Annotated in this window: 21 protein-coding genes; 14 read left to right on the forward strand and 7 right to left on the reverse strand. The window is 70.6% G+C overall.

Annotated features, from left to right (window positions below):
• Window positions 1–83 precede the first annotated feature (83 nt).
• Genes IE264_RS27170 through IE264_RS27180 form a run of 3 tightly spaced genes read right to left on the reverse strand, consistent with a single transcriptional unit; the run spans window position 84 to window position 1,365 of the window.
• Window positions 84–593 carry a hypothetical protein gene (locus IE264_RS27170; RefSeq protein ID WP_032758174.1) on the reverse strand — a complete coding sequence of 170 codons (510 nt, stop codon included), beginning with the start codon at window positions 591–593 and terminating at the stop codon, window positions 84–86.
• Window positions 590–952, reverse strand: a complete 363-nt coding sequence (locus IE264_RS38130) for a hypothetical protein (protein ID WP_229887802.1) — start codon at window positions 950–952, stop codon at window positions 590–592. The genes IE264_RS27170 and IE264_RS38130 overlap by 4 nt, the downstream gene beginning before the upstream one ends.
• Window positions 949–1,365, reverse strand: a complete 417-nt coding sequence (locus IE264_RS27180) for an ATP-binding protein (protein ID WP_032758173.1) — start codon at window positions 1,363–1,365, stop codon at window positions 949–951. Before IE264_RS27180 ends, IE264_RS38130 begins: the two co-directional genes overlap by 4 nt.
• Window positions 1,366–1,559: 194 nt before the next feature.
• Here IE264_RS27180 and IE264_RS27185 point away from each other — a divergent pair, with 194 nt between their 5' ends.
• The 4 genes from IE264_RS27185 (at window position 1,560) to IE264_RS27200 (ending at window position 5,890) form a co-directional block, all read left to right on the forward strand.
• Window positions 1,560–2,414: a helix-turn-helix domain-containing protein gene (locus IE264_RS27185; RefSeq protein WP_190167716.1), complete on the forward strand. Its 855-nt coding sequence runs from the start codon at window positions 1,560–1,562 to the stop codon at window positions 2,412–2,414.
• Window positions 2,411–2,632, forward strand: coding sequence for a DUF397 domain-containing protein (locus tag IE264_RS27190; RefSeq protein WP_032758170.1), 222 nt, complete (start codon window positions 2,411–2,413; stop codon window positions 2,630–2,632). Before IE264_RS27185 ends, IE264_RS27190 begins: the two co-directional genes overlap by 4 nt.
• Before the next feature lie 225 nt (window positions 2,633–2,857).
• Window positions 2,858–5,071, forward strand: coding sequence for a choice-of-anchor A family protein (locus IE264_RS27195; RefSeq protein ID WP_190167717.1), 2,214 nt, complete (start codon window positions 2,858–2,860; stop codon window positions 5,069–5,071).
• Window positions 5,072–5,578: 507 nt separating this feature from the next.
• A complete protein-coding gene (locus IE264_RS27200) occupies window positions 5,579–5,890 on the forward strand; it encodes a hypothetical protein (protein ID WP_032758167.1) in 312 nt (103 codons plus the stop codon).
• A 36-nt stretch (window positions 5,891–5,926) separates the two neighbouring features.
• Here IE264_RS27200 and IE264_RS27205 read toward each other — a convergent pair whose 3' ends face one another.
• Together IE264_RS27205 and IE264_RS27210 are read right to left on the reverse strand one after the other, a co-directional pair.
• Window positions 5,927–7,027 (reverse strand): glycoside hydrolase family 43 protein, encoded by a 1,101-nt coding sequence (locus IE264_RS27205; RefSeq protein ID WP_032758165.1) that lies wholly within the window; start codon window positions 7,025–7,027, stop codon window positions 5,927–5,929.
• A gap of 197 nt (window positions 7,028–7,224) precedes the next feature.
• The gene (locus tag IE264_RS27210; protein WP_032758164.1) at window positions 7,225–8,034 is read right to left on the reverse strand and encodes an NAD-dependent epimerase/dehydratase family protein; all 810 of its coding nucleotides are present in this window, start codon (window positions 8,032–8,034) and stop codon (window positions 7,225–7,227) included.
• Window positions 8,035–8,401: 367 nt separating this feature from the next.
• On the opposite strand from IE264_RS27210, the gene IE264_RS27215 reads away from it, so the two are divergent.
• The 10 genes from IE264_RS27215 to IE264_RS27260 all read left to right on the forward strand — a co-directional run bounded on the left by IE264_RS27215 (window position 8,402) and on the right by IE264_RS27260 (window position 20,248).
• Window positions 8,402–9,058: a GntR family transcriptional regulator gene (locus IE264_RS27215; protein WP_015609218.1), complete on the forward strand. Its 657-nt coding sequence runs from the start codon at window positions 8,402–8,404 to the stop codon at window positions 9,056–9,058.
• Between the two features lie 50 nt (window positions 9,059–9,108).
• On the forward strand, window positions 9,109–10,011 hold the full coding sequence (locus IE264_RS27220) for a dihydrodipicolinate synthase family protein (RefSeq protein WP_032758219.1): 903 nt from the start codon (window positions 9,109–9,111) through the stop codon (window positions 10,009–10,011).
• A complete protein-coding gene (gene araD, locus IE264_RS27225) occupies window positions 10,008–11,750 on the forward strand; it encodes an L-arabinonate dehydratase (protein ID WP_032758163.1) in 1,743 nt (580 codons plus the stop codon). The genes IE264_RS27220 and araD overlap by 4 nt, the downstream gene beginning before the upstream one ends.
• Window positions 11,751–12,015: 265 nt before the next feature.
• The gene (locus tag IE264_RS27230) at window positions 12,016–12,948 is read left to right on the forward strand and encodes a carbohydrate ABC transporter permease (protein ID WP_032758162.1); all 933 of its coding nucleotides are present in this window, start codon (window positions 12,016–12,018) and stop codon (window positions 12,946–12,948) included.
• The gene (locus tag IE264_RS27235; RefSeq protein ID WP_032758161.1) at window positions 12,945–13,856 is read left to right on the forward strand and encodes a carbohydrate ABC transporter permease; all 912 of its coding nucleotides are present in this window, start codon (window positions 12,945–12,947) and stop codon (window positions 13,854–13,856) included. The genes IE264_RS27230 and IE264_RS27235 overlap by 4 nt, the downstream gene beginning before the upstream one ends.
• Window positions 13,853–15,067, forward strand: a complete 1,215-nt coding sequence (locus tag IE264_RS27240; RefSeq protein WP_190167718.1) for a Gfo/Idh/MocA family protein — start codon at window positions 13,853–13,855, stop codon at window positions 15,065–15,067. Before IE264_RS27235 ends, IE264_RS27240 begins: the two co-directional genes overlap by 4 nt.
• 41 nt (window positions 15,068–15,108) lie before the next feature.
• Complete coding sequence (locus tag IE264_RS27245) at window positions 15,109–15,918, forward strand: DUF6807 domain-containing protein (protein ID WP_032758217.1); 810 nt, start codon at window positions 15,109–15,111, stop codon at window positions 15,916–15,918.
• 243 nt (window positions 15,919–16,161) lie between these two features.
• A complete protein-coding gene (locus IE264_RS27250) occupies window positions 16,162–17,496 on the forward strand; it encodes an ABC transporter substrate-binding protein (RefSeq protein WP_032758160.1) in 1,335 nt (444 codons plus the stop codon).
• 103 nt (window positions 17,497–17,599) lie between these two features.
• Complete coding sequence (locus tag IE264_RS27255) at window positions 17,600–18,943, forward strand: pectate lyase family protein (protein WP_032758159.1); 1,344 nt, start codon at window positions 17,600–17,602, stop codon at window positions 18,941–18,943.
• A gap of 210 nt (window positions 18,944–19,153) precedes the next feature.
• Window positions 19,154–20,248, forward strand: a complete 1,095-nt coding sequence (locus tag IE264_RS27260) for a pectinesterase family protein (protein ID WP_032758158.1) — start codon at window positions 19,154–19,156, stop codon at window positions 20,246–20,248.
• Window positions 20,249–20,320: 72 nt separating this feature from the next.
• Here IE264_RS27260 and IE264_RS27265 read toward each other — a convergent pair whose 3' ends face one another.
• Window positions 20,321–21,880 carry a pectate lyase family protein gene (locus tag IE264_RS27265; RefSeq protein ID WP_032758156.1) on the reverse strand — a complete coding sequence of 520 codons (1,560 nt, stop codon included), beginning with the start codon at window positions 21,878–21,880 and terminating at the stop codon, window positions 20,321–20,323.
• 321 nt (window positions 21,881–22,201) lie between these two features.
• A complete protein-coding gene (locus tag IE264_RS27270) occupies window positions 22,202–23,251 on the reverse strand; it encodes an aldo/keto reductase (RefSeq protein ID WP_032758155.1) in 1,050 nt (349 codons plus the stop codon).
• Between the last annotated feature and the right edge of the window lie 72 nt (window positions 23,252–23,323).

A 23,323-nucleotide genomic window follows, 5' to 3' on the forward strand; every position in this document is an offset into this window, starting at 1 on the left:
CCCCCATGATCCCGTGCACGGGAGGGCCGCGGCGGCTTCCTTCCCGTGCACGGCCTGCGGCGCACGGGTGCGCCTTTGCGGGCTCAGAACCGCAGCGCGCCGATCAGCCGCCGTGCCGTACGAGCGTCGATGTCCCCCAACTCGACCGCATCCGGGGCGTCCTGCCGTACGGAGACGTCGACAGCCCCGCCGCCCGTGGCAGCCGAGAATGCCTGAGCCAGCAGGTCGCGCACGGCGTGCGCGTCCGGTGTGTCCGGCCCGGGCGAGGACGCGCCCAGCAGTCGTGCCAGTCGTACGGCGTCGGCGAGCCGGCAGGTCCCCAGCGTGATGCGGCCCTGCCGTACGCACAGCTCGGGGAGGTCGATCCGGTACGCCTCGCAGATCTCCCGCAGTGCGCGTGCGGCCTTGAGGGTGCGCTTGGTCCCGGTACGGATGAGCCGCGCCAACTGCCGTGCGTCGGCCGGTTGCAGGGGTCCGAGCTGTACGTGGTCCTCGTCGCCGGTCGCGCCCACGTTCAGCCCGGCCTCGCGGAGGGCGGTACGCACCTCGGCGGCGGCCCCCGACGAGGAAGTGGTCGTGGTCAAGGCGGTCATTCGTAGCTCCTGACGGGGTTCTCGATCGGTAAGTGGTGGTGCGGAGGCGGCAGGAGTACGGAGACGGGGTAGGCGGTCCAGTGCCAGCGGGCGGCGGAGGTGTCCAGCTCGTACGCGTACAGCTGCCCTCGGCGCAGGGTCTGCACGGCCACGTCCGCGCCCCGGTGGTCACCCAGCCAGGCCCACGCCCGGTGAAAGGCGTCACGGTCGAGGCGTGGCGTCAGCCACCGTACGGATTCACGGATCCAGGTCACGGCGGGCCCGGGCGCGGTGGTGAGGAGGTCTGCCGGGATCGGGTCGGGCGTGGTGCCGTCCACATCGGCGTGACACCAATAGGCGCGGGGGAGTGGGGCGTTCATGCCAGTGCGGCCGGGCGTGAGGTGAGGATCTCGGCCCACACGTCCTTGCTGTCCCGCCGGATGACCGTGCCGAAGTGCTCCGCGATCCCGGAGATCAGCGCCAGCCCGCGCCCGCCCTCGGCGTCCTCGTCGGGTTCGCGGGACGTGGGCGGATCGGTGTTGGTGTCCGTGACGGTCACCCGTACGCCGTCGGGTCGGCGGCGCAGGGCGATCGTGCAGTGCGGGGACCCGGTGTGCCGGTCCACGTTGGCCAGCAACTCATGGGCGCAGAGCGTGACGGAGTCGCTCAACTCCCGGAAGCCCCAGAGGTCGACGTGCGCGCTGACGATGCGCCGCATGATCGCCAGGGATTCGGGGTGGGCGACCAGGTCCTGGCGGTAGTCGGGCGGGTCCGGTTCGGCGGTGACGGGCATGGCTCCTCCAGAACGAAGTGAGTGATGCGTCGACTGAGCGGCAGCGTGTGCACGTGTGGACGCTGACGGTCACGGGACGGATAGTGCCGCGCACAGCATCACTTAGGCAAGTATTCCTTCGTGACTTCACTCGGGAGGGTGCAAGTTGCCGAAGTGTGTTGTTCGTAGGTGAACTTGGGCGCCATCATGACGCCATGGCCCAGAGCGACATGCCCACGATGCGGAGCCGCCGACTCGGCGGCGAACTGCGACAGCTCCGACTGAACGCCGGCCTCAAGGTCCAGGACGCGGCGGAGGCCCTGGAGTGCGGGCAGCCGAAGATCAGCCAGATCGAGAACGGGAAGCGAGGGATTCGCCCACTCGACCTGACGACGCTGCTCAACCTGTACGGAGTTGAGGACGAGCGGCACCGAGCGAGCCTGAAGCGGCTGGCGAAGGAGATCCACAAGGTCGACTGGTGGACCGGGCAGGGGCCGTTCCTTCATGACTTCCTGAAGGACTACCTGACGCTGGAGGCGGATTCACAGGCGATCCGTGCCTTCGAACCGATGGTCATTCCTGGGCTGCTCCAAACCGAGGCGTACATGCGTCGCTTGTACGAGCAGGCGGTACCGGCCGACCAGGTGGAGGCGCTTGGCGATACCCGCATGAAGCGCAAGGTGTTGCTCGACAACAAGCTCGGCTTCCGGTTCCGAGCCGTGATCGACGCCCCCGCTCTGCACCGCATCGGCGGTGGAACGGACCTCGTTGCCGGGCAGTTGGCCCACCTGCTGGAAGCGGGCTCGTCGCCGAACGTCACCATCCAGGTGCTGCCGCTGAACTCCGCCCTGCCGATCGAGCAGTACGTGTCGTTCTCGATCCTCGGGCTACAGGCCGATCCGCCGGTGGAAGTGGTGTGGTTGGAGCACATCACCGGTGGTACGTTGCTGGAGCAGAGCCCCGATGTGCAGGCGTACAGCAAGGCATGGGACGAACTGACTGCCGCCGCGCTGTCGCCCACCGCATCCCGGCAGTACGTTCGCGACCTTATCGAGGAAAGCAGATCATGATCGAGGGATCGGCTCGCGTTCCGAAGACCGAGCTTGAATGTGCGCGCTGGCACAAGAGCACATACAGCGGGTCGAACAACAACTGCGTCGAGCACGCCGCCCTCACCTCCGGCCGCCACGCAGTCCGCGACACCAAGGACCGCGCCCTCGGAGCGCACACCTTCGCCCCCACCCCGTGGCAGACCTTCGTCACCGCCGTACGGGACGGCTCGCTCTAGCGGGTCGTCGCCCGTGAGTGCGTCGGCCGTGGGCTGCTGCCCCTGCCCCGCAAGCGTCGGCGCCCAGTGGTCCATGACCCGGCGCAGACGCCGCTGGGGAAGGGGCCGGCGGCTGCGCCATCCGGCGGCGCTCTCTCACACGTGGTGGTGAGCGTGCTCCCCGGCCGGACCAGCGCCGGCTGCGAGCGAGGGCGCGCCGTGCGGTCCGAGCCGAGACTCACGGCCATGAGACATCCTTCCCCTCGGCGCCATGGGCGTCCTCGTGGGCGTATCGGCTCCGCCGGACTCGCCTGCGTGACGGCCTTCGCGGCCGTGCCCCTCCTCGTGCTCGGTCCGGGCGCCGTTCCGGCGTCGGCCGCGCCCTTGCCCGGCGGGCTCGGGCCCTGTGTTCCCGGAGATTGCCCCGACCCGTTCCCGGGCATCAACAACGGCCCCATCGCGGGCCGGGACAACGCGATCAACCTGTTCGTGGGGGATGACTTCCTCGTCCGCGGTTCTGCGGCGGAGGCCGAGGGGCGCGTCGTCGTCCTGGACGACTTCGACATGAACAAGGACGCCCAGGCGGGCCAGGCCTACAACGTCGGAGAGGTGGGCGTCGGATCGCGTGTTCCGCCGCCCGTCGGAGCGGACTGGCTGACCACCGGTGGCGATATCACCGTGGCGACGGGCCAGCGGGTGCTGGCCGAGGCCGGTGTCGTACGGTACGCCGGCACGCTGACCGGCACGGTCGAGGCCACCCTCATCCAGGACGACGCGGCCGTCGCCCCCTATGCCGCCCTCAGGGACGAGCTCACCACTGCGAGCCGCTGCTACGCGCGCGTTGACGGCGCACCGAGGACGCCCACGGGGACGGCCGTCAACCAGGGCACCCAGACGCTGTTCACCGGTGACGGGACCTCCGCGCTCCAGGTCTTCAACGTCGACTTCGACCTGACGGGGCCCTCGGGTGCCCAGCAGGGCATCGTCTTCGCCGGCATCCCCGACGGCGCGACGATTCTCGTCAACATCGTGGGCGCGAACCGGACGCTCAACACCTACAGCGGCGGGATCGACGACGCCACCGACCCGCTCAACGCCTACCGTGAGCGTCTCCTGTGGAACATCCCCGACGCCACCACGGTGAACCTCAACGGAACCGGCCAGTTCCAGGGCAGCTTCCTCGTCGGTGAGCAGAGCTCGTCCACCACGGTCACCCTGCCGGGCGTCAACGGACGCTTCTTCACCACCGGGTCGCTCACCCACACCAGCGCCGCCACGGGTGGCGGCGGTCAGGAGTTCCACGCCTACCCCTTCAACGGCGACCTGCCCGACTGCACCACCCCGCCGCCCGTCACCGGTGCGGTGGAGGTGTTGAAGACGGATTCCGGGACGGGTGCGGCGCTGCCGGGTGCGTCGTTCCAGTTGTGGGAGGAGACCAATGGGACTCCGGGTCTGCAGACCGGTGGTGGCGACCCTGACACGTCGGTCGGTGCTTCGTGCACGACTGATGCGGAGGGTGCGTGTTCCCGGACGGTGGAGACGGGGACGTACTACTGGCAGGAGACGGCGGCTCCGGACGGGTACGACCTGCCTGACCCTGCTGTTTTCGGGCCGCTCGTGCTGACTGACGAGAACGCGAGCGCCGGTGTCTCGGTCACCGCCGCCAACACCCGTACACCGATCGACCCGACGACCGGTGTGGTGAAGGTGTTGAAGACGGATTCCGAGACGGGTGCGGCGCTGCCGGGTGCGTCGTTCCAGTTGTGGGAGGAGACCAATGGGACTGCCGGTCTGCAGACCGGTGGTGGCGACCCTGACACGTCGGTCGGTGCTTCGTGCACGACTGATGCGGAGGGTGCGTGTTCCCGGACGGTGGAGACGGGGACGTACTACTGGCAGGAGACGGCGGCTCCGGACGGGTACGACCTGCCCGACCCTGCTGTTTTCGGGCCGCTCGTGCTGACCGAGGAGAACGCGAGCGCCGGTGTCTCGGTCACCGCCGCCAACACCCGTACACCGGTTCCGCCGGACACCGGCACCGTCAAGCTGCTCAAGACCGATGCCGACAGCGGTCGACCGCTGCCCGGCGCGACGTTCGAGCTGTGGGAAGAGACCAACGGGCGTGAAGGCCTCCAGACAGGCGGCAGCGACCCCGATACCCGTGTCGGGACCTCCTGCACCACGAACGGCGCGGGCCGGTGCTCCTTCGGTGACCTGGACCACGGCACGTACTACCTGCGAGAGACCGGCGTACCGGATGGCTACGTCCTGCCCGGCGACCCGGTCTCGGGACCGTACGTCGTCAGCGGCGACCAGGAGGTCGTGATCGCGCGACTCGCCAACAGCCGCGACGACAAGCCGTGTGAGGACACGGACTACGGCTACGGCTACGGCCACGGAGGCGGAGACGACGCGTACGGTTCGTGTCCCGGCCGTAAGGGGCACGCCGGGGCCGCCTGACCGCCGTCGGTCCCGCAGTTCCGGCTTGAGTCCGGCGCGCCCGGACATGTGCACGTACCCGCGACCGGTGTCACCCCTCCAGGTGGCACCGGTCTCGGCGCGAGCCGGGAGAACCCCCATGCCGCAAGGGCACCGGCTACGGGCATAACCGATCAGGCACCCGCCTTGTACCCGTCATGACCACCGTGACCGCCCATGAGGCAGCGAAGGCCCTGTTCGAGCAGCTTGCGTGACGTGCGGGATCTTGCCGCAGCCGGCACGCTCGCCGGAGACGAGGCGTATTCAGGGGGCCGAGCTGAGTACGAGGCGGCGCTCGGAGGGCTCCGGGATGCCATGCGCTCCGATCTGGGAGCCGATCGGGAGCTGATCGTGGTCAGGTAAGGGCAGCGCCCGCATCGACCCGCGCCGCCGACGTGATGCGCCTCGGCACCGGAAGGGCTTTCGCCCTTCCGGTGTCGGGGCGCTGAATTCTCGCCCCCGCATTCCTCAGAGGGAGAGCCTCCGTACATGTGCCGCAGGAACCCGCCCGGGAACCCGCCCCTGGACCCGCCCGGCGCCGTCATCCGCTCCGTCGCCCTGCGCCTGGTCCGCAGACTGGCTGACCGGCCCCAGGCGGTCAGCGCTCTTACATCGGTCGTTGACATGGTGGAGAACGACGAGACCGAATTGGCTATGGACGACATCGGGTTGCTGATCCAGCACTTCCAGTTCCCCGTTGTCCGATCGGAGTACGAGGACCTCGTCCACGCCGCACGACTGCTCGACTCCCTCGACTCGCTCACCGACACAGGGGTGGAGCGGTTGGTCATCGACGGGTAGTAGTGCGATGGGGAGGCGACTCCGGGGCGGCTCAGCTCACTCGAAGAACTTCAGGCTCCACCCCGTGTCCGTGTTCGGCCCCGGCACGTTGGCCCGCGAGTACGTCGTGTTCCCCCACCACGCGAACGTCCCCGTGTACCAGTGGCGGTTCGCCCAGGTGTACGGCGTGCCCTTCGGGACCGCGTGGAACATCGACGGGAACCTCGGGCCCGCCGGCGGGCTCGTGCCGATGTCCCCGTGCAGCAGCACGAACGTGTGGTGGCCGGGGCCGTTCACGTACAGCGTCGGGTCCCAACCCGCCATCATGGTCGCCTGGTTGGAGCCGAACAGGCAGCCGTTCGACTTGTACCAGTCCCAGACGTGCGTCGGGTCGCCGCCCGCCCGCAGCCGCAGGTCCGCCAGGCAGTACTGCTCGCTCCAGCTCCCGTTGGCGGAGTAGACGATGTGCAGCTGCCCGTTCGGGTCCTTGATGGCCTCCGGGCTCTCGTTGATGAACGGGTTGCCCACCACCCGCTCCCAGCTCTCGCGCGGCTGCGAGATGACGTACCGGGCGCCGGTGGGCTGGGTGGGGCTGCTCATGCGGGCGATGTAGAGGTTCTGCTCCACGTTCGTGTCGCCCGCCCAGCCCGACCAGACGAACCAGCGCTGGCCGTTGAAGGTGAACAGCGTTCCGTCGATCGCCCATTTGTTGTCCGGCAGGGCTAGTTGCGTCTCGGTGCCGTAGCCGCTGTCGGAGGTGGCGGAGCTGATCGCGAACATCCGGTGCGCCGCTCCGGCACCGGCCGTGAAGTAGATGTAGTACCGGCCGCCGTCCATCACGATCTCCGGGGCCCAGACCTCGCCCCGGCCGCGGGTGTCCGACCAGACCTGGCGGGCGGGGGCCGTGGCGAGGCCGTCCGTCGACGACGCCTGCCGTACGGCGATGCCTCCGCCGGTCGACTGGACGGCGATGTACGTGCTGCCCACCCGCAAAACGCTCGGGTCGGCCGCGCGCAGGCTCGTCTGGCCCTGCGGTGCCACCTCGCGGGGCGGAGGAGCGCCTTGCGCGGTGTCGGGGGAGGACAGGAACAGGGTGGCGGTGAGGGCGCCGGCCAGTGCCAGGGCACCGAGGCCGGACGAGCGGCGGAACAGTCTCATGGGCGGCTCGCTCCCGGGTGTGCCTCCGGTGGGTGATGCCCGGTCGGGGTCGGGTGCGCGGGGAGGCTGTGGGGGTGGGTGACCCTGCCCGGTGCGCCCGTCCCGGTGGGGATTTATATCGATGGAAGAGCGCTGTCACAGCATCCTGGTGGGCCCTGGGGCTGTCAACGAGCCGCGCAGGCAGGGTTCGTGGCGCCTCAGTGCGGCCAGATCGGCGGGTCGGTGACGAAGTGGCCGCCCACGCCCGCGTGCGCCGGGTCGGACGGGTCCAGTTCGCCGTGTTCGGCCACCAGCTTCGCCGCGTACGGCTCCGAGTCGTCCTGCGGGTCGTAGCCGAGCGTGCGTGCCGTCGTCAGGTCCCACCACAGGCGGGTGTTGGCGGACGAGCCGTAGACCACCGTGTGGCCCACGGCCTCGGCGGTCAGCGCCGCGTGGAAGAGTCGCGCGCCGTCGGCCGGGCTCATCCAGACCGACAGCATCCGTACGGAGGTGGGCTCCGGGAAGCAGGAGCCGATCCGGACCGAGACCGTCTTCAGGGAGTGCTTGTCCCAGTAGAGCTGGGCCAGGTCCTCACCGAAGGACTTCGACAGGCCGTAGAGGGTGTCCGGGCGGCGCGGGGTGTCGATGGGGATCAGCGGGTCGCCGGGTTCCGGGCGCGGGGTGTAGCCGATCGCGTGGTTCGAGGAGGCGAACACGATGCGGCCCACGCCCTCCTCGCGCGCGGCCTCGTAGAGGTTGTACGTGCCCTCGATGTTCGCGCGCACGATCTTGTCGAAGGTCGACTCCAGCGAGATGCCTGCCAGGTGGATCACCGCGTCCACCCCGCGTACGGCCTCGCGCAGCGCCTTCCGGTCGGACAGGTCGGCGGTGATCGCGTCCGGTTCGCCCTCGACCGGGGCCATGTCGAGGAGGCGGAGCTCGTATCCGTACGCGGGCAGCAGGGCCCGCATCAGGGTGCCGAGGCCGCCTGCGGCGCCGGTCAGCAGGACGGTGCGGGGCGTGGGCATAGGGGATCTCCTCGGTGCGGACGCCGGCGTCGGCGCGGCTGTCGGTGTCGGTGTGGACGCCGACACCGGCGGGGCGCGTTCGGGGGCGTGTACGGGGGCGGCGGACGCGTGCCGCCGGGCGGTCAGGGGGCTCTCCCGGGACGGGAGAGAGCTGCCCGCCGCACCCCGCGCTTCAAACTCGTGGATCGCATTCACATGCGTGGACAAGCTAAGGAGCCGGGGCGGCTACGTCAAGAGCCCTGCACGCACAGCAAGTTCTTCGGTCCGAAGCGTTGACGAAACATTCCGAGCGGCTCTAGCTTCATCGCGTCGTACTTCGTACGTCATATATGAGACGCGATACGCGAGATGTGAGAGCCCGTCACCCATGACCTTCGCCCCTGCCCCGATCCCGTCCCGGACCCAGTACGTGCTGGAGGCAATCAAGCACGCCATCCTCACCGCGCAGCTGAGACCGGGACAGGCGCTGGTGGAGACGGAACTCGCCGCGCAGTTCGGGGTGTCGAAGACTCCCGTGCGCGAGGCGCTCAAGACCCTCGCAGGTACGGGGCTCGTGGTGATGAGCCAGTACAAGGGCGTCACCGTGCGGCTCGTCGACGCGACCATGGCCCGGGAGGTGTACGACGTACGCCTCCTGCTGGAACCGGAGGCGCTGCGCCGTTCCATCAACCGGAAGGCCTCGCTGGAGGCGGCCCAGGAGGCGCTGGAGCGAGCCGACTTGGCGGAGGACACCGCCGATCGTTCGCTGGCCAACCGGGACTTCCACCGGGCCCTGTACCTGCCCTGCGGCAACCCCCTGCTCTCCCGGATGCTCGACGAGGTCCGCGACCAGGCGGCCCTCGTGTCGACCGTGGCCTGGTCGGCGGTCCCCTCCTGGGAGCGCGAGGCGGCCGAGCACCGCGAGATCCTGCGGCTCGCCCTGGCCGACGACGCGGAGGCCGCCGCGGGGGCTCTGCACCACCACATCGCATCGTTCGTACGCCGTGCCTTCCCCGACGACGAAGACGGGGGTGGCACCGCGTGAACCGTCTGCTGGAAACGCACCACCAGCACCTCGACGAAAGGCCGGTCCGCATGGACTTCTCCGAGCCGAAGGCGGCCCTCGCGGACGTCGTGGCGATCCCGGTGACCCCGTTCGCCGAGGACGGCACCATCGACACCGCGACCCACCGCGTCCTGATGCGCAGGCTGCTCGACGGCGGTGTCCGCATCGTCACCCCGAACGGCAACACCGGGGAGTTCTACGCGCTCACCCCCGACGAGCGGCGCCTGGTCACCGAGCTGACCGTGGAGGAGGCCGCCGGGCGCGCCACCGTCCTGGTGGGCGTCGGCCACGACGTGCCGACCGCCGTGGCCGACGCCGAGCACGCCGCCGGAGCCGGAGCGGCGATGGTGATGGTCCACCAGCCGGTCCACCCCTACATCGCGCAGGAGGGGTGGGTCGACTACCACCGGGCGATCGCCGAGGCCGTTCCGGAGCTGGGCGTCGTCCCGTACATCCGCAACCCGCGGCTCGCCGGCGAGCGGCTCGCCGAACTCGCCGACGCCTGCCCCAACGTCATCGGCGTGAAGTACGCCGTCCCCGACACGGCCCGCTTCGGCGCCTTCGCCCGGGACGCCGGACTGGAGCGGTTCGTCTGGGTCGCCGGCCTCGCCGAGCTCTACGCCCCCTCCTACTTCGCCACCGGTGCGACCGGCTTCACCTCCGGACTCGTCAACGTCGCCCCGGCCGTCTCCCTCGACATGCTGGAAGCGCTGCGCGCCGGCGACTACGTGGCGGCGATGAAGGTCTGGGAGCGCATCCGCCGCTTCGAGGAGCTCCGCGCCGAGGAGCAGTCCGCCAACAACGTCACCGTCATCAAGGAGGCCCTCGCCGCCCTGGGCCTCTGCCGCCGCGACGTACGCGCACCGAGCCGGGTCCTGCCCGAGGCCCGGCGCGCGGAGGTCGCCGGGCAGATAGCCGAGTGGTCCCTGTGACGGACGACCGGAAGGCGGCCCGCATCGCGCCCGAGGAGCTGCGCAGCCACCAGTGGTACGGCACCGACGGCCTGCGCTCCTTCAGCCACCGGGCCCGCACCCGCCAGCTCGGCTACCTCCCCGAGGAGCACCTCGGCAAGCCCGTCGTCGCGGTCCTCAACACCTGGTCCGACATCAACCCCTGCCACTCCCACCTGCGCGACCGCGCACAGGCGGTCAAGCGAGGGGTCTGGCAGGCGGGCGGGTTCCCGCTGGAGTTCCCGGTCTCCACGCTCTCGGAGACCTTCCAGAAGCCGACCCCGATGCTCTACCGCAACCTGCTGGCGATGGAGACCGAGGAGCTGCTGCGCTCCTACCCGGTCGACGGGGCCGTGCTGCTGGGCGGCTGCGACAAGTCGACGCCCGCGCTGCTGATGGGCGCGGCCTCCGCCGACCTGCCCACCGTCTTCGTGCCCGCCGGGCCGATGCTGCCGGGGCACTGGCGCAACGAGGTCCTCGGCTCCGGCACGGACATGTGGAAGTACTGGGACGAGCGGCGCGCCGGGCTCATCGGTGACTGCGAGATGGGTGAGCTGGAGAACGGCCTCGCCCGCTCCGCCGGTCACTGCATGACGATGGGCACCGCCTCCACCCTGACGGCCGCCGCCGAGGTGCTGGGTGTCACGCTGCCGGGCGCCTCCTCCATCCCGGCCGTCGACTCCGGGCACGAGCGGATGGCGGCCGCCTCGGGGCTGCGTATCGTCGAACTCGTCTGGCAGCAGCGGATGTTGTCGCAGATACTCACCGCCGAGGCGTACGAGGACGCCGTCGCCACCGTCCTCGCGCTCGGCGGTTCCACCAACGCCGTGATCCACCTGATCGCCATGGCGGGCCGGTCGGGCGTCAAGCTCACGCTCGACGACTTCGACCGGATCGCCCGTACGGTCCCCGTCCTCGCCGATCTCCGCCCGGGCGGGCGGTACTTGATGGATGACTTCCACTTCGCGGGCGGGCTGCCCGGCTTCCTGGGCCGGCTCACCGACGTACTGCATCTGGACCGGCCCACGGTCGCGCACACCACCCTGCGCGAACAGCTCGACGGGGCGGCCGTCCACAACGCCGACGTCATCCGGGAGCGCACGGACCCGCTGGCCGAGGAGGGCGGGGTGGCGGTCCTGCGCGGCAACCTCTGCCCGGACGGCGCGGTCATCAAGCACATCGCGGCCGCGCCGCACCTGCTGCGCCACACCGGGCCCGCCGTCGTCTTCGACGACTACCAGGAGCTCCAGCGCACGATCAACGACCCGGCCCTGGCCATCACCCCCGACCATGTGCTCGTCCTCCGCAACGCCGGGCCCCAGGGCGGCCCCGGCATGCCCGAGTACGGCATGCTGCCGATCCCGGACTACCTGCTGAAGCAGGGTGTACGGGACATGGTGCGGATCTCCGACGCCCGGATGAGCGGAACCAGTTACGGGGCGTGCGTCCTGCACATCGCACCCGAGTCCTTCGTCGGCGGGCCGCTCGCCCTGGTCCGCACCGGCGACCCGATCACGCTGGACGTCGGGGCCCGGCTCCTGCGGCTCGACGTCGACGACGAGGAGCTGGAGCGGCGCAGGGCCTCCTGGGCCCGGCCGCCCGCCCGCTACGGACGCGGGTACGGGGCGCTGTACCAGGAGCAGATCACCCAGGCCGACACCGGATGCGACTTCGCGTTCCTGGCCCGGGAGGGAGAAGTGCCCGACCCGTACGCGGGGTGAGCCGACGCCCGTGTCCTTACGCGGGGGTGAGCCGACTCCCGTGTCCGCAGGCCGGGTGAGCCGAGCCCCGATCCCTTACGCGGGGTGAGCCCGGAGGGAGCCGCTCCGGCCTCCACCCCGTACCCCGTATGCCGTACTCCGCAGTCCCCAGGCCGGCCCAGGACCGTATAGCAAGCGCTTTCACAAATGGCCCCTCGCACCCCCCAGCAGGCACCGCACATCCAGCATCCAGCACCCCGCACTTCCCAGAGATCGGAGACGCGTCATGGCCCAATCCGCAGCCGTGGCCACACCGCCGCCCGAGGCGCCCCGGCGCCGGCCGGTGAGCCCTCGCCGCTTGCCGTATCTGCTGATCGCGCCCGCGGGCCTGCTGATGCTGGGCTTCATCGCCTATCCGGTGATCAGTGTCTTCTACTACAGCCTGCAGAACTACAACGTCACCAAGCCGTGGCGGAACGGCTTCGCCGGGCTCGACAACTTCCGGCGGATCTTCACCGAGGACGACCAGTTCTGGCCGACCCTCGGCTTCAGCGCCCAGTGGGTCTTCACCCAGGTCACGCTGCAACTCGTCCTCGGCCTCGCGCTCGCCCTGATCGTCAACCAGACCTTCATCGGGCGCGGCATCTCCCGGGCCATGGTCTTCTCGCCGTGGGCCGTCTCCGGTGTGCTGACCAGCACGATCTGGATCCTGCTCTACAACTCCTCGACCGGCTTCAGCCGTTACCTCGCGGACGCCGGGATCGGCGAGTACGGCACCTCGGTGCTGTCGGACACCGGGACCGTCTTCTGGGCGGCCACCGTCACCGAACTCTGGCGCGGTGTCCCCTTCTTCGCGATCCTCATCCTCGCCGACCTCCAGTCCGTCTCCAAGGAGCTGTACGAGGCGGCGTCGGTCGACGGGGCGGGCCGGCTGCGGCAGTTCTTCCACATCACGCTGCCGCACCTGCGGGACGCGATCATCCTCGCCACCCTGCTGCGCGGCGTCTGGGAGTTCAACAACGTCGACCTGCTCTACACCCTCACCGGCGGCGGGCCCGCCGGGGAGACCACCACCCTGCCGCTCTACGTCGCCAATACCGGCATCGAGGGCCACGACTTCGGGTACGCCTCCGCGCTCACCACCGTCGCGTTCGTGATCCTCCTCTTCTGTTCGATCGTGTATCTGCGCCTGAGCAAGTTCGGAGGCGATCACAAGTGACCGTTCTACTCACGGAGAAGAGCGGCACCGCCCAGCGGTCCGCCGGCCACAGCACTCCGCCGCCCTCCTCACGCCGCCGCCCCGGACGTGAACGCGCCTTCGACGACGTACCGCGCTGGCAGATCTATCTGCCGCTCGGCCTCTACCTGCTGTTCACGCTCATCCCGTTCTACTGGATGCTGCTCTTCGCCGTACGGCCCGCCGGTTCCACCTCGCTGGTGCCCTGGCCGATGACCGGGCAGCACTTCTCCAAGGTCTGGAACGAGCGGAGCTTCGCCGTCTTCTTCCAGAACAGCATGATCGTCGGCGTCGCCACCCTCGTCGCCACGACGGTGGTCGCCCTCGCGGGCGGCTACGCCCTGGCCCGGTTCGACTTCAGGATCAAGGGCGCGTTCATGCTGGCGCTGCTCTGCTCCCAGTTCATCCCGGGCGCCCTCATGCTCGTGCCGCTCTTCGAGATCTTCCGGAACCTCCAGATGATCAACTCGCTGGGCAGCGTCGTCATCGCGGAGACGGTCTTCCAGCTCCCCCTGTCGATCATCCTGATCAGCGGGTTCATCAAGAACGTCCCGGTCTCCCTGGAGGAGGCCGCCTGGGTCGACGGCTGCTCGCGCTTCACCGCCTTCCGCGCGGTCGTGCTGCCGCTGCTGCGCCCCGGGCTGATCGCGGTCGGCTCCTTCGCCTTCGTGCACAGCTGGAACCATTTCCTGTTCGCCCTGATGTTCCTGAGCGAGCAGGACAAGCAGACGATCCCGGTCGGCCTCAACACCCTGATCGGCGCGGACAGCGTCGACCTGGGCGCGCTGGCGGCGGGCGGTGTCATCGCGGCGGTGCCCGTGGTGATCGTCTTCGCCTTCATCCAGAAGTGGCTCATCACGGGCTTCAGCGCCGGGGCGGTGAAGGGATGACCAGGGACATGGCCACCCCGGCCCAGGACATGACGGCCCCCGGCCCCGTTCCCGTGGTCCTGGCCGGTGCCCGTGGGCACGGCCGGTGGCACCTCGCCAACCTGCGCCGGCTCCAGGACCGGGGCCGGGTCAGGCTGGCCGGCGTCTGCGAACTGGAGCCGCTGAGCGCCGGGGAACTCGCCGGCGCCGGCTTCCACGACGAGGAGCTGCCCGCGCAGTCCGACGACTTCGGGGCGCTCCTCGACTCCACCGGAGCCCGGATCGCCGTCATCTGCACCCCCATCCAGACCCACACCGGCCTGGCCCTCACCGCCGCCGCGCGCGGTGTCCACCTCCTGCTGGAGAAGCCGCCCGCCGCGACCTGGGCCGACCACGCGCGGATGACGGCCGGCGTCGAAGGCGCGGGTGTCGCCTGCCAGGTGGGGTTCCAGTCGTTCGGGTCGCACGCCCTGCCCGCCATCCGCGACCTCGTACGGACCGGAGCCATCGGGAACGTCACCGGCATCGGGGCCGCCGGGGCGTGGGTCCGCGACGACGCCTACTTCCGGCGGGCGCCCTGGGCCGGGCGGCGCAGGCTCGGCTCGACGGACGTGGTCGACGGCGTCCTCACCAACCCGCTGGCGCACGCCGTGGCCACCGCACTCGACCTCGCCTGCCGGGGCCGGGCCGAGGACCTCCGCTCCATCGAGACCGAGCTGTTCCGGGCCCACCACATCGAGGCGGACGACACCAGCAGCGTCCGGATCACCACCACCGGCGGCCTGCCCGTCACCGTCGCCGTCACCCTCTGCGCCGAACAGGCCGGGGAGCCGTACGTCATCGTGCACGGCGAGCGGGGCCGGATCACCTTCTGGTACAAGCAGGACCGCGTCCTGGTCCAGCGCGCCGGGCACGGCCCCGAGGAGACCGTCCACGGGCGGACCGACCTCCTGGAGAACCTCGTCGACCACCTGGAGCGGGGGGCGCCGCTCCTGGCGCCACCCGCGAGCACCGGCGCGTTCATGCGGGTCGTCGAGGCCGTACGTACGGCCCCCGAGCCCGCCCCGCTGCCCGCCGGTGCCTGGGAGACCCGGTACGACGGGCCCGGCGGCGGCGCGCGGCGGGTCGTGCCCGGGATCGACGCCCTGGTCGCCTCCGGGGCCGAGTCCCTCGCCCTCTTCTCCGAGCTGGGCGCCCCCTGGGCCCGGGTGAGTGAGGCGGCCACCCCGTGACCCACCACCCCACCGACCCGTTCCCCGACCTCCCCGCCACCCTGACCTGCGGCACCACCACCGTCGCCCACTACGGCTACGGGCCCGGGGCGGACGACCGCCCCCGCCTCCATCCCGTCACCACCCTGGGCGGGATCACCGTCACCGAGGAGCGCCCCGCCGACCACCTCCACCACCTGGGCGTCTCGGTCGCCGTCCCCGATGTGGCCGGGTACAACTTCTGGGGCGGCCGCACCTTCGTACGGGGCCGGGGCCCCACCGCGCTCGACAACCTCGGTGTCCAGCGCCACCTCGCCCGGCCGCACCGCAGCCCGGACGGCTTCACCCAGGAGCTCGGGTGGGAGGCGGCAGGCGTCGAACTCCTCCGCGAGCACCGCACGGTGACCGCCACCCCGATCGCCTCCACCGCCTGGGAGCTGGACCTCTCCTTCGTGCTCACCAACCACGGGGACAGGGACCTCTCCATCGGCAGCCCCGCCACCAACGGGCGTCCCGGTGCCGGGTACGGCGGGTTCTTCTGGCGCGCTCCCAAGGAGGCCGCGCCGCCCGCCGTGTTCAGCGCCACGGGTGAGGGCGAGAGCGAGGCCCACGGCCGCGCCGCCGACTGGCTGGCCCTCGCCGGGGACGGCTGGACCCTCGTCTTCGTGGGGGCGACCGAGGAGACCCGGCGCGACCCGTGGTTCGTGCGCACCGCCGAGTACCCGGGCGTCGGCTCCTCCCTCGCGGCGCACGAGCGGCTGCCCGTACCCGCCGGGGGATCCGTCGTACGCCGGATCATCACCGTCGTCGCCGACGGCAGGCTGGACCGGGAGACCGCGGCCGGGTACGCGCGCCGGGCGGTGGCCCGGTGAGCGGGCCCACGCCGGGCGGTGGCCCGGTGGGCCGGCCCTGGACCGCCGACCTCGGCGACGGCACCTATCGCAACCCGGTCCTGAACGCCGACTTCGCCTCCCCCCGCCACGACCGCGGGGCCCTCCTCGGTCTCTTCGCCACCGCACCGGCCGGGACGGGCCCCGCCGGAACGGCCCGCTTCACCGCATTCCGCACCACCGACCCATCCCCTCCCGCATCACACGGACAGAGAAGAGCCGACGATGAACATCTCGAAGACACAGCGGGGGCGTGCCGCGGCAGCGGTCTCCCTCACGGCCGTGCTCGCGCTGACGGCCACCGCGTGCGGTGACGACGGCAGCGGTTCCGGCACGGAAGGCAGCGGAAAGGGCGAGATCACCTTCTGGGACAACAACGGCGGTCCCCGTACCGCCGTCTGGACCGAGATCATCAAGGACTTCGAGAAGCAGAACCCGGACATCAAGGTCAAGTACGTCCCGATCCCGATCGCCGACGTCCAGTCCAAGTACGACACCGCGATCGCGGGCGGCGGGCTGCCCGACGTGGGCGGGGTCGGCACGGCCTACCTGGCCAACATCGTGTCGCAGGAAGCCCTGGAACCGGTCAACGAGCGGCTGGAGGGCTCGGCGCTCAAGGGCAAGCTCGTCGAGTCCATGGTCGAGAGCGTCCGCGCGGCGGCCGGCCGGGGCGACGACATCTACTCCGTACCGACCTCCGCGAACAACGGCGTGCTCTGGTACCGCACCGACCTGTTCGACCAGGCAGGTCTGGAGGCGCCCGACACCTGGGCGAAGTTCTACACGGCGGCCGACAAGCTCACCGACGCCAAGAACAACAAGTTCGGCTACACGATCCGCGGCGGCGCCGGCTCCATCGCGCAGGCACTGGACGCCGTCTACGGCCAGTCCGGCATCACCGAGTTCTGGAAGGGCGACAGGACGACGCTCAACGATCCGAAGAACGTCGCCGCTCTGGAGAAGTACGCCGGGCTCTTCAAGAAGACCACGCCGGCGGCCGACGTCAACAACGACTTCACCAAGATGGTGGCCCAGTGGGACACCGGCACGATCGGCATGCTGAGCCACAACCTGGGCTCCTACCAGGACCACTTGAAGGCCCTCGGCGAGGAGAAGTTCGCGGGCATACCCGCCCCCGTCGGGGACGGCGGCACCCGCGTCCAGGTCTCCAACCCCGTCGACGGCCTCGGCCTCTTCCGGTCGAGCCGGAACAAGACCGCGGCCTGGAAGTTCATCGAGTTCGCGGCCTCCCACGAGTCCAACAGCAAGTGGAACGAGTCGGCCGGTGCGATGCCGGCCAACACCGAAGCGGCGAAGGACCCGTGGATCAACGCGACGGAGTCGACCGCGCTGGCTGCCAAGACGCTGACCGACGGCTCCACGAAGATCGTCGACCTGCCGTACTACCTGCCCGACTGGAACAACATCAGCAAGGCGGACAACGAGCCGGAGTTCCAGAAGCTGCTGCTCGGCAAGATCACGGCCAAGGCGTTCCTGGACGACATGGCCGAGCAGCTGAACGCCGCCAACCAGGAGTGGAACGAGATCGGCAACGGCTGATCCGGCCGCCCCTCCTGTCCTGCCCCCGATGACGGGGGGCCGGCGGCGGTCCGGGTCGCGCCCCGCCGCCGGCCCCTCTCCCGACGACACAGAAGGATTCGCCATGCCCGCACGCAAGCGCCACACCCGCGCCATCGCGGTGACCCTGGGCTGCGCCTCCCTGGCCCTCGCCCTCAGCACCCCGGCCCGGGCCACCGCCCACCCGCGCCACCCCGGTCCGGGCGTCGAGCGCGCCGTACTGCCCGCCGGGGACGGCTGGGCCGCCGCCGAGGGCTCCACCACGGGGGGCGCGAACGCCACCCACGACCACGTCTACACGGTGACCGACCGGGCCGAACTCATCGCCGCCTTCGCGGAGGCGGGCGACGCACCGAAGATCATCAGGATCTCCGGGACCGTGCACGGCAACTCCGACGCCGACGGCACGCCGATCGGCTGCGAGGAGTACCGGACGGGCGGCTACACCCTGGAGAAGTACCTCGCCGCCTACGACCCCGAGGTCTGGGGCCGGGACACGGTCCCCTCGGGCCCGCTGGAGGAGGCCCGCGCCGCCTCCGCGAAGCTGCAGGCGGCCGCCGTCAACATCAAGGTGCCCTCCAACACCACCCTGGTCGGCGTCGGGAAGAACCCGAAGATCATCGGCGCCGGGCTCCAGGTGAGAGACGTCTCCAACGTCATCATCCGCAACATCGGCTTCGAGGACACCTACGACTGCTTCCCCCAGTGGGACCCCACGGACGGGGCCGGGGGCGCCTGGAACGCGGAGTACGACAACCTCGTGGTGTACGGCTCCCGCCATGTCTGGGTCGACCACAACACGTTCAGCGACGGCGACCGCCCCGACGCCGACCAGCCCCACTACTTCGGCCAGGTGTACCAGCAGCACGACGGCCTCTTCGACATCGTGCGCGGCGCCGACCTGGTCACCGTCTCGTGGAACGTCCTCAAGGACCACGACAAGACCATGCTCATCGGCAACAGCGACGGCGCCGGGGCCACCGACCGGGGCAAGCTCCGCGTCACGCTCCACCACAACCTCTTCAAGGACGTCAAGGAGCGGGCCCCGCGCGTGCGGTTCGGCCAGGTCGACTCGTACAACAACCACTTCGTGGCGACCAGGGGCAGCGCCTACGGATACACGTACGGCATCGGCGCGGAGTCCCGACTGGTCGCGGAGCACAACGCGTTCACCCTCACGCGGGAGGTCGACCGGGCGACGATCCTGAAGAAGTGGTCGGAGTCCTCGCTCACGGCGGAGAACAACTACGTCAACGGGCGGAAGACCGACCTGGTCGCCGTGCACAACGCGAGTGTGCCGGCCGAGCACCTCACCGAGGGCGCGGGCTGGACGCCCGGCCTGCGGACGTCGGTCCACCACCCGCTCGTCGTGCCCGTAGTTGTGGCGCTCAAGGCGGGAGCGGGCAAGGCGAGCGTGACCGGCCACTGAGAGAGCGCCTTTCGCGCTTGTACGCCCCCGAACCCGTACGCCCCCCGAACCCGTACGCCCCCGAACCCGTACGCCCCCTGAACCTGCACGTCCCTGAACCTGTACGTCCCCGAACCTGCACGTCCCCGAACCGGCCGGAGCGGCACCGCATGCTTTCCACCATCCCGGAGAGCGCCGCTCCGGCCTTTCGCGCTCACTCCGAGGAGACCCATGCCCAGCAGGCGCACCGCTCTCGCCCTGTTCGCCGGAACCACCGCCGCCCTCACCCTCGGCGCGCCCGCCGCCCACGCCGGTCCCGCGCGCCTCCGTCCCTTCGGCCGTTACGGCTCACCCGCCCGACGGCTGGACCACCGCACGCTGTACGTCGACGGGCACGGCCGGGGCGACCACACCGACGTACAGTCCGCCGTCGACGCGGTGACCGGCACCGGGCACACCCTCGTGATCGCCCCCGGCGTGTACCGGGCGACCGTGCTCATCGGCCCCGCCCACGAGGGGCTCACCCTGATCGGCGCGAGCAACGACGCCCGGGACACCGTGCTCGTGTACGACAACGCGGCGGGCACGCCGAAGCCCGATGGCTCCGGGACCCTGGGCACCAGCGGATCGGCCTCCGTCACGGTCCGGGCGGCCGGGTTCACGGCCCGCGACCTGACCTTCGCCAACGACTGGTTGCGCTCGGACAACCCCGCGTACACGGGCACGCAGGCCGTCGCCATCAAGGTCCAGGGCGACCGGTCGGCGTTCTACGGCTGCCGGTTCCTCGGTCACCAGGACACCCTGTACGCCGACTCCCTCGCCGTCACCGCAGCTGCCCGCCAGTACTACCGCGACTGCTTCATGGAGGGGGACGTCGACTTCGTCTTCGGTCGCGCCACCGCCGTCTTCGACCGCTGCCACTTCCGTACGCTCACCCGCACCGACCTGGCCTCGGCCCCGTACGGCTACGTCTTCGCGCCGAGCACGGCCGGGGCCAACCCGTACGGCTTCCTGGTCCTGCGCTCCCGGGTCACGAGCGCCGCCCCCGACGCGTACTACAAGCTCGCCCGCCCCTGGGTGCCCTCGTCGGACCTCACCGCGCGCCCGATGCTGACCGTCCGGGACAGCCGGCTCGGGCCGGGGATCGACGCGGTGACGCCGTACGCCACCATGTCCGCGGGCTTCCCCTGGCAGGACCAGCGCTTCGCCGAGCACCGCAACACCGGCCCCGGCGCCCGTGTCACCGTCCCCGCCGACCGGCCGCAGCTCACCGCCGCCGAGGCCCGCGCCCACACTCCGGCCCGCTGGCTGTCCGACGCCCGCTGACCGGACGCCCGTGACCCGCACCTCCCGGGGACGCGGGGATGCGGGTCGTGGGCGGTGGGCGGGTCCTCCCGGCTAGCCCGCGTAGGTCTCGTACTCGGCGATCTTCGGGGTGCCGGTCGAGCCGGTGATCTCGAAGGTGATCTTCCGCAGGGTGGTCCGGGGGAAGGTGACGGCCCCCGCCCCGGTACCGGAGGTCAGAACGGCGCCGGTGTCACCGTTCAGGAGCCGCCACGTCCTGATGTTGCCCGTCGCGCCGGCCGCCTCGCGGATGTGGACCGAGGAGACGGCGGTGGCGGAGGCCCACTTGACCGAGGCGGAGCCGGTGGCGCCGGCGGGCGACCAGTAGGTGGTCAGGTTGCCGTCGCGGAGGTCGCCGTAGCTGGTACCGGCAGCCTTGCTGGAGCCGTCGGAGCCGGCGCCGAGGCTGAGGTTGGTCCCGGTGGGTGGGGTGGGGTCGGTCGGCCCCGGAGTCGGGTCGGTCGGTCCGGGGGTGGGGTCGGTCGGCCCCGGCGTGGGGGTCTGCGGGGAGCAGTTCCCGTCCGAGACCTTCAGCCCCGTTCCGGCGCCGGCCGTCCGGTTCACGACGTCCGGCACGCAACCGGCCGCGTCGGCGCGGTAGGTGTAGGGGATGTTCACCGTGGTGGTGGACTTCATGTCGGGACCGGCGGGCTGGGTCGTGCCGCCCGGGCTGGACCAGGTCACGTTGTCGAGCGTGTTGCCACTGACCTGCCAGTAGCCGGCCTGGTCGGTGTAGAAGGTGCCGAGGACGTCCTTGGAGTCCTTGAAGTAGTTGTTCTCCACCTTGGCGCGGGCCCCGGCGCGGGAGTTGATGCCGGATTCGTTGAGCCTGACGTAGTGGTTGTTGTAGATGTGGGCGATGCCGCCGCGCAGCAGGGGCGCACGGGAGTCGATGTTCTGGTACAGGTTGTGGTGGTAGGTGACGAAGCCGTTCGAGCGGTCGCTCTCGCTGGACCCCACGAGGCCGCCGCGGCCGGAGTTGCGCAGGATGCTGTACGACAGGGTCACGTACTGGGTGTCGTCCTTCATGTCGAAGAGGCCGTCGTACCCCTCCGACTCGCCGCCCGACGCCTCAAGGGTCGTGTGATCGACCCAGACGTTGCGGACGCCGGACTCCATACCGATGGCGTCACCGCCGTTGGAGGTGGGCGAACCGGACTTCTTGACGTTCCGGACGGTGACGTTCTGGATGATGATGTTGCCGGCTTCGCGCAGGTGGATGCCCAGCTGGTCGAAGACGGCCCCGCTGCCGACGCCGACGATCGTGACGTTGCTGATCTGCTTGAGCTCGATCACGCCCGCGGCGGTGTTGCAGCTGCTGCCGGAGACCTTGGTGGTGTTGCCGTGGTTGATGGTGCCCTCGACCTCGATGACGATCGGGGTGCTGCTGCTGGCCCGCCCGCACAGGGCCGCGTGGATCTGGGTCCCGGTGGTGGCCCGTACCGTCTGGCCGCCGGCCCCGCCGGTGGTCCCGCCGTTCTGGGTGGCGTACCCGGTGGCGCTGCCGGTCGCCGCCGAGGCCGCGGGCGCCGACGTCAGCACCACTCCGGTGGCGGCCGCGAGGGCCAGGGCGGCCACGGCGGCCTGCAGCCGCCGTACGACTGGTCGTCTCATCTTCGTTTCCCCATTCATCTGTCGCGTTCATGACATGTGGGAGCGCTCCCGTACGCGGTCGCGTGCGGGAGGTGGTTCCTGTTCCTGAGGGTGGTGGCTCCTGTTGTCGTGAGGCGTGCGGCATGCCGGAGTTCTGTGTCCGCGCCGCATCGCCGAGGATAGAAAGCGCTTTCCCTCAGGCGAAGATAGAAGGGGGCGGGAGCCTCTGGCAAGGTGCGTGCAGGGTCGGAATCCCTCGGGTTCACCGATGCGCCCTACGGCCCGAAGTCCGGTTGTGCAAGGCCGGGTTGGGGGGCGGGCGGAAGTGCCCCCCCCAGGCGCCTACGCCCCCGCCCGGTCCCCCACCGGCCGCCTGCGCAGCGGGACTTCGGTCAGGGACGGCGGGGTCCAGACACCGTCCGGCGGGTAGACGTCCGTCCCCGGGGCCACGATCGCGTCGATGCGGTCCAGGGTCTCGTCGTCCAAGGTCAGCGAGGCACCCTTCAGCAGGCCCTCCAACTGGCCCATCGTGCGCGGGCCGATGATCACCGAAGTGACGGCGGGGTGGGCGATCGGGAACGCGACGGCCAGCTCGGGCAGTGTGGTGCCGATGCTGTCCGCCACGGCCACGAGCCGCTCCACGACCTCCAGCTTCGCGGCGGTCAGCGGGGCCTCCGGGTCGAAGCGGTGGGGGGTCAGGGCCGCGCGGCCGGACGACAGGTCGATGGCCCCGCCCTTGCGGTACTTGCCGGTCAGGAAGCCGGAGGCCAGCGGGCTCCAGGTGAGGACGCCCATGCCGTAGCGGCGGCAGACCGGGAGGACCGACTTCTCGATGCCCCGGGCGAGGATCGAGTACGGCGGCTGCTCGGTCCTGAACCGGTCCAGCCCCCGCCGCTCGGCCACGACGTGCGACTCGACGATCTCCTCGGCCGGGAACGTCGAGCAGCCGAACGCGCGGATCTTGCCCTGCCGTACGAGGTCGCTCAACGCGGAGAGGGTCTCCTCGATGTCCGTCGTATGGTCGGGACGGTGGACCTGGTAGAGGTCGATCCACTCGGTGCCGAGGCGGCGCAGGCTCTCCTCGACCTCCTTGACGATCCAACGCCGGGAATTACCACCTCGGTTGGGGCCGTCACCCATGGGGAAGTGGACCTTCGTGGCGAGCACCACGTCGTCCCGGCGGCCCTTGAGCGCTTTTCCGACGATGACTTCGGACTCGCCCGCGGAGTACATGTCCGCCGTGTCGACGAAGTTGATGCCCGCGTCGAGGGCGGCATGGATGACCCGTACGGACTCCTCGTGGTCGGGGTTGCCGACCGAGCCGAACATCATGGTCCCGAGGCAGTGCGCGCTCACCTTGATGCCGGTGCCGCCGAGTGTGCGATAGCGCATGTCCGCTCCCCTGTTCCGTGGCCCCCGGCCTGTTCCGCCGGGGTTTCGCGGCACTTTAGGAGTTGGAGTGCG

This window comes from Streptomyces microflavus, from assembly GCF_014650075.1.
GTDB lineage: Bacteria > Actinomycetota > Actinomycetes > Streptomycetales > Streptomycetaceae > Streptomyces > Streptomyces microflavus.

Excerpts from the sequence above, each read along its gene's own strand:
- IE264_RS27230 (WP_032758162.1), top strand. The coding sequence starts at position 12,016 with ATGGCCCAATCCGCAGCCGTGGCCACACCGCCGCCCGAGGCGCCCCGG.
- IE264_RS27210 (WP_032758164.1), bottom strand. The coding sequence starts at position 8,034 with ATGCCCACGCCCCGCACCGTCCTGCTGACCGGCGCCGCAGGCGGCCTC.
- IE264_RS27240 (WP_190167718.1), top strand. The coding sequence starts at position 13,853 with ATGACCAGGGACATGGCCACCCCGGCCCAGGACATGACGGCCCCCGGC.
- IE264_RS27215 (WP_015609218.1), top strand. The coding sequence starts at position 8,402 with ATGACCTTCGCCCCTGCCCCGATCCCGTCCCGGACCCAGTACGTGCTG.
- IE264_RS27265 (WP_032758156.1), bottom strand. The coding sequence starts at position 21,880 with ATGAGACGACCAGTCGTACGGCGGCTGCAGGCCGCCGTGGCCGCCCTG.
- IE264_RS27180 (WP_032758173.1), bottom strand. The coding sequence starts at position 1,365 with ATGCCCGTCACCGCCGAACCGGACCCGCCCGACTACCGCCAGGACCTG.
- IE264_RS38130 (WP_229887802.1), bottom strand. The coding sequence starts at position 952 with ATGAACGCCCCACTCCCCCGCGCCTATTGGTGTCACGCCGATGTGGAC.
- IE264_RS27200 (WP_032758167.1), top strand. The coding sequence starts at position 5,579 with ATGTGCCGCAGGAACCCGCCCGGGAACCCGCCCCTGGACCCGCCCGGC.
- IE264_RS27205 (WP_032758165.1), bottom strand. The coding sequence starts at position 7,027 with ATGAGACTGTTCCGCCGCTCGTCCGGCCTCGGTGCCCTGGCACTGGCC.
- IE264_RS27220 (WP_032758219.1), top strand. The coding sequence starts at position 9,109 with ATGGACTTCTCCGAGCCGAAGGCGGCCCTCGCGGACGTCGTGGCGATC.
- IE264_RS27190 (WP_032758170.1), top strand. The coding sequence starts at position 2,411 with ATGATCGAGGGATCGGCTCGCGTTCCGAAGACCGAGCTTGAATGTGCG.
- IE264_RS27195 (WP_190167717.1), top strand. The coding sequence starts at position 2,858 with ATGAGACATCCTTCCCCTCGGCGCCATGGGCGTCCTCGTGGGCGTATC.
- IE264_RS27255 (WP_032758159.1), top strand. The coding sequence starts at position 17,600 with ATGCCCGCACGCAAGCGCCACACCCGCGCCATCGCGGTGACCCTGGGC.
- IE264_RS27250 (WP_032758160.1), top strand. The coding sequence starts at position 16,162 with ATGAACATCTCGAAGACACAGCGGGGGCGTGCCGCGGCAGCGGTCTCC.
- IE264_RS27260 (WP_032758158.1), top strand. The coding sequence starts at position 19,154 with ATGCCCAGCAGGCGCACCGCTCTCGCCCTGTTCGCCGGAACCACCGCC.
- IE264_RS27170 (WP_032758174.1), bottom strand. The coding sequence starts at position 593 with ATGACCGCCTTGACCACGACCACTTCCTCGTCGGGGGCCGCCGCCGAG.
- IE264_RS27185 (WP_190167716.1), top strand. The coding sequence starts at position 1,560 with ATGGCCCAGAGCGACATGCCCACGATGCGGAGCCGCCGACTCGGCGGC.
- IE264_RS27270 (WP_032758155.1), bottom strand. The coding sequence starts at position 23,251 with ATGCGCTATCGCACACTCGGCGGCACCGGCATCAAGGTGAGCGCGCAC.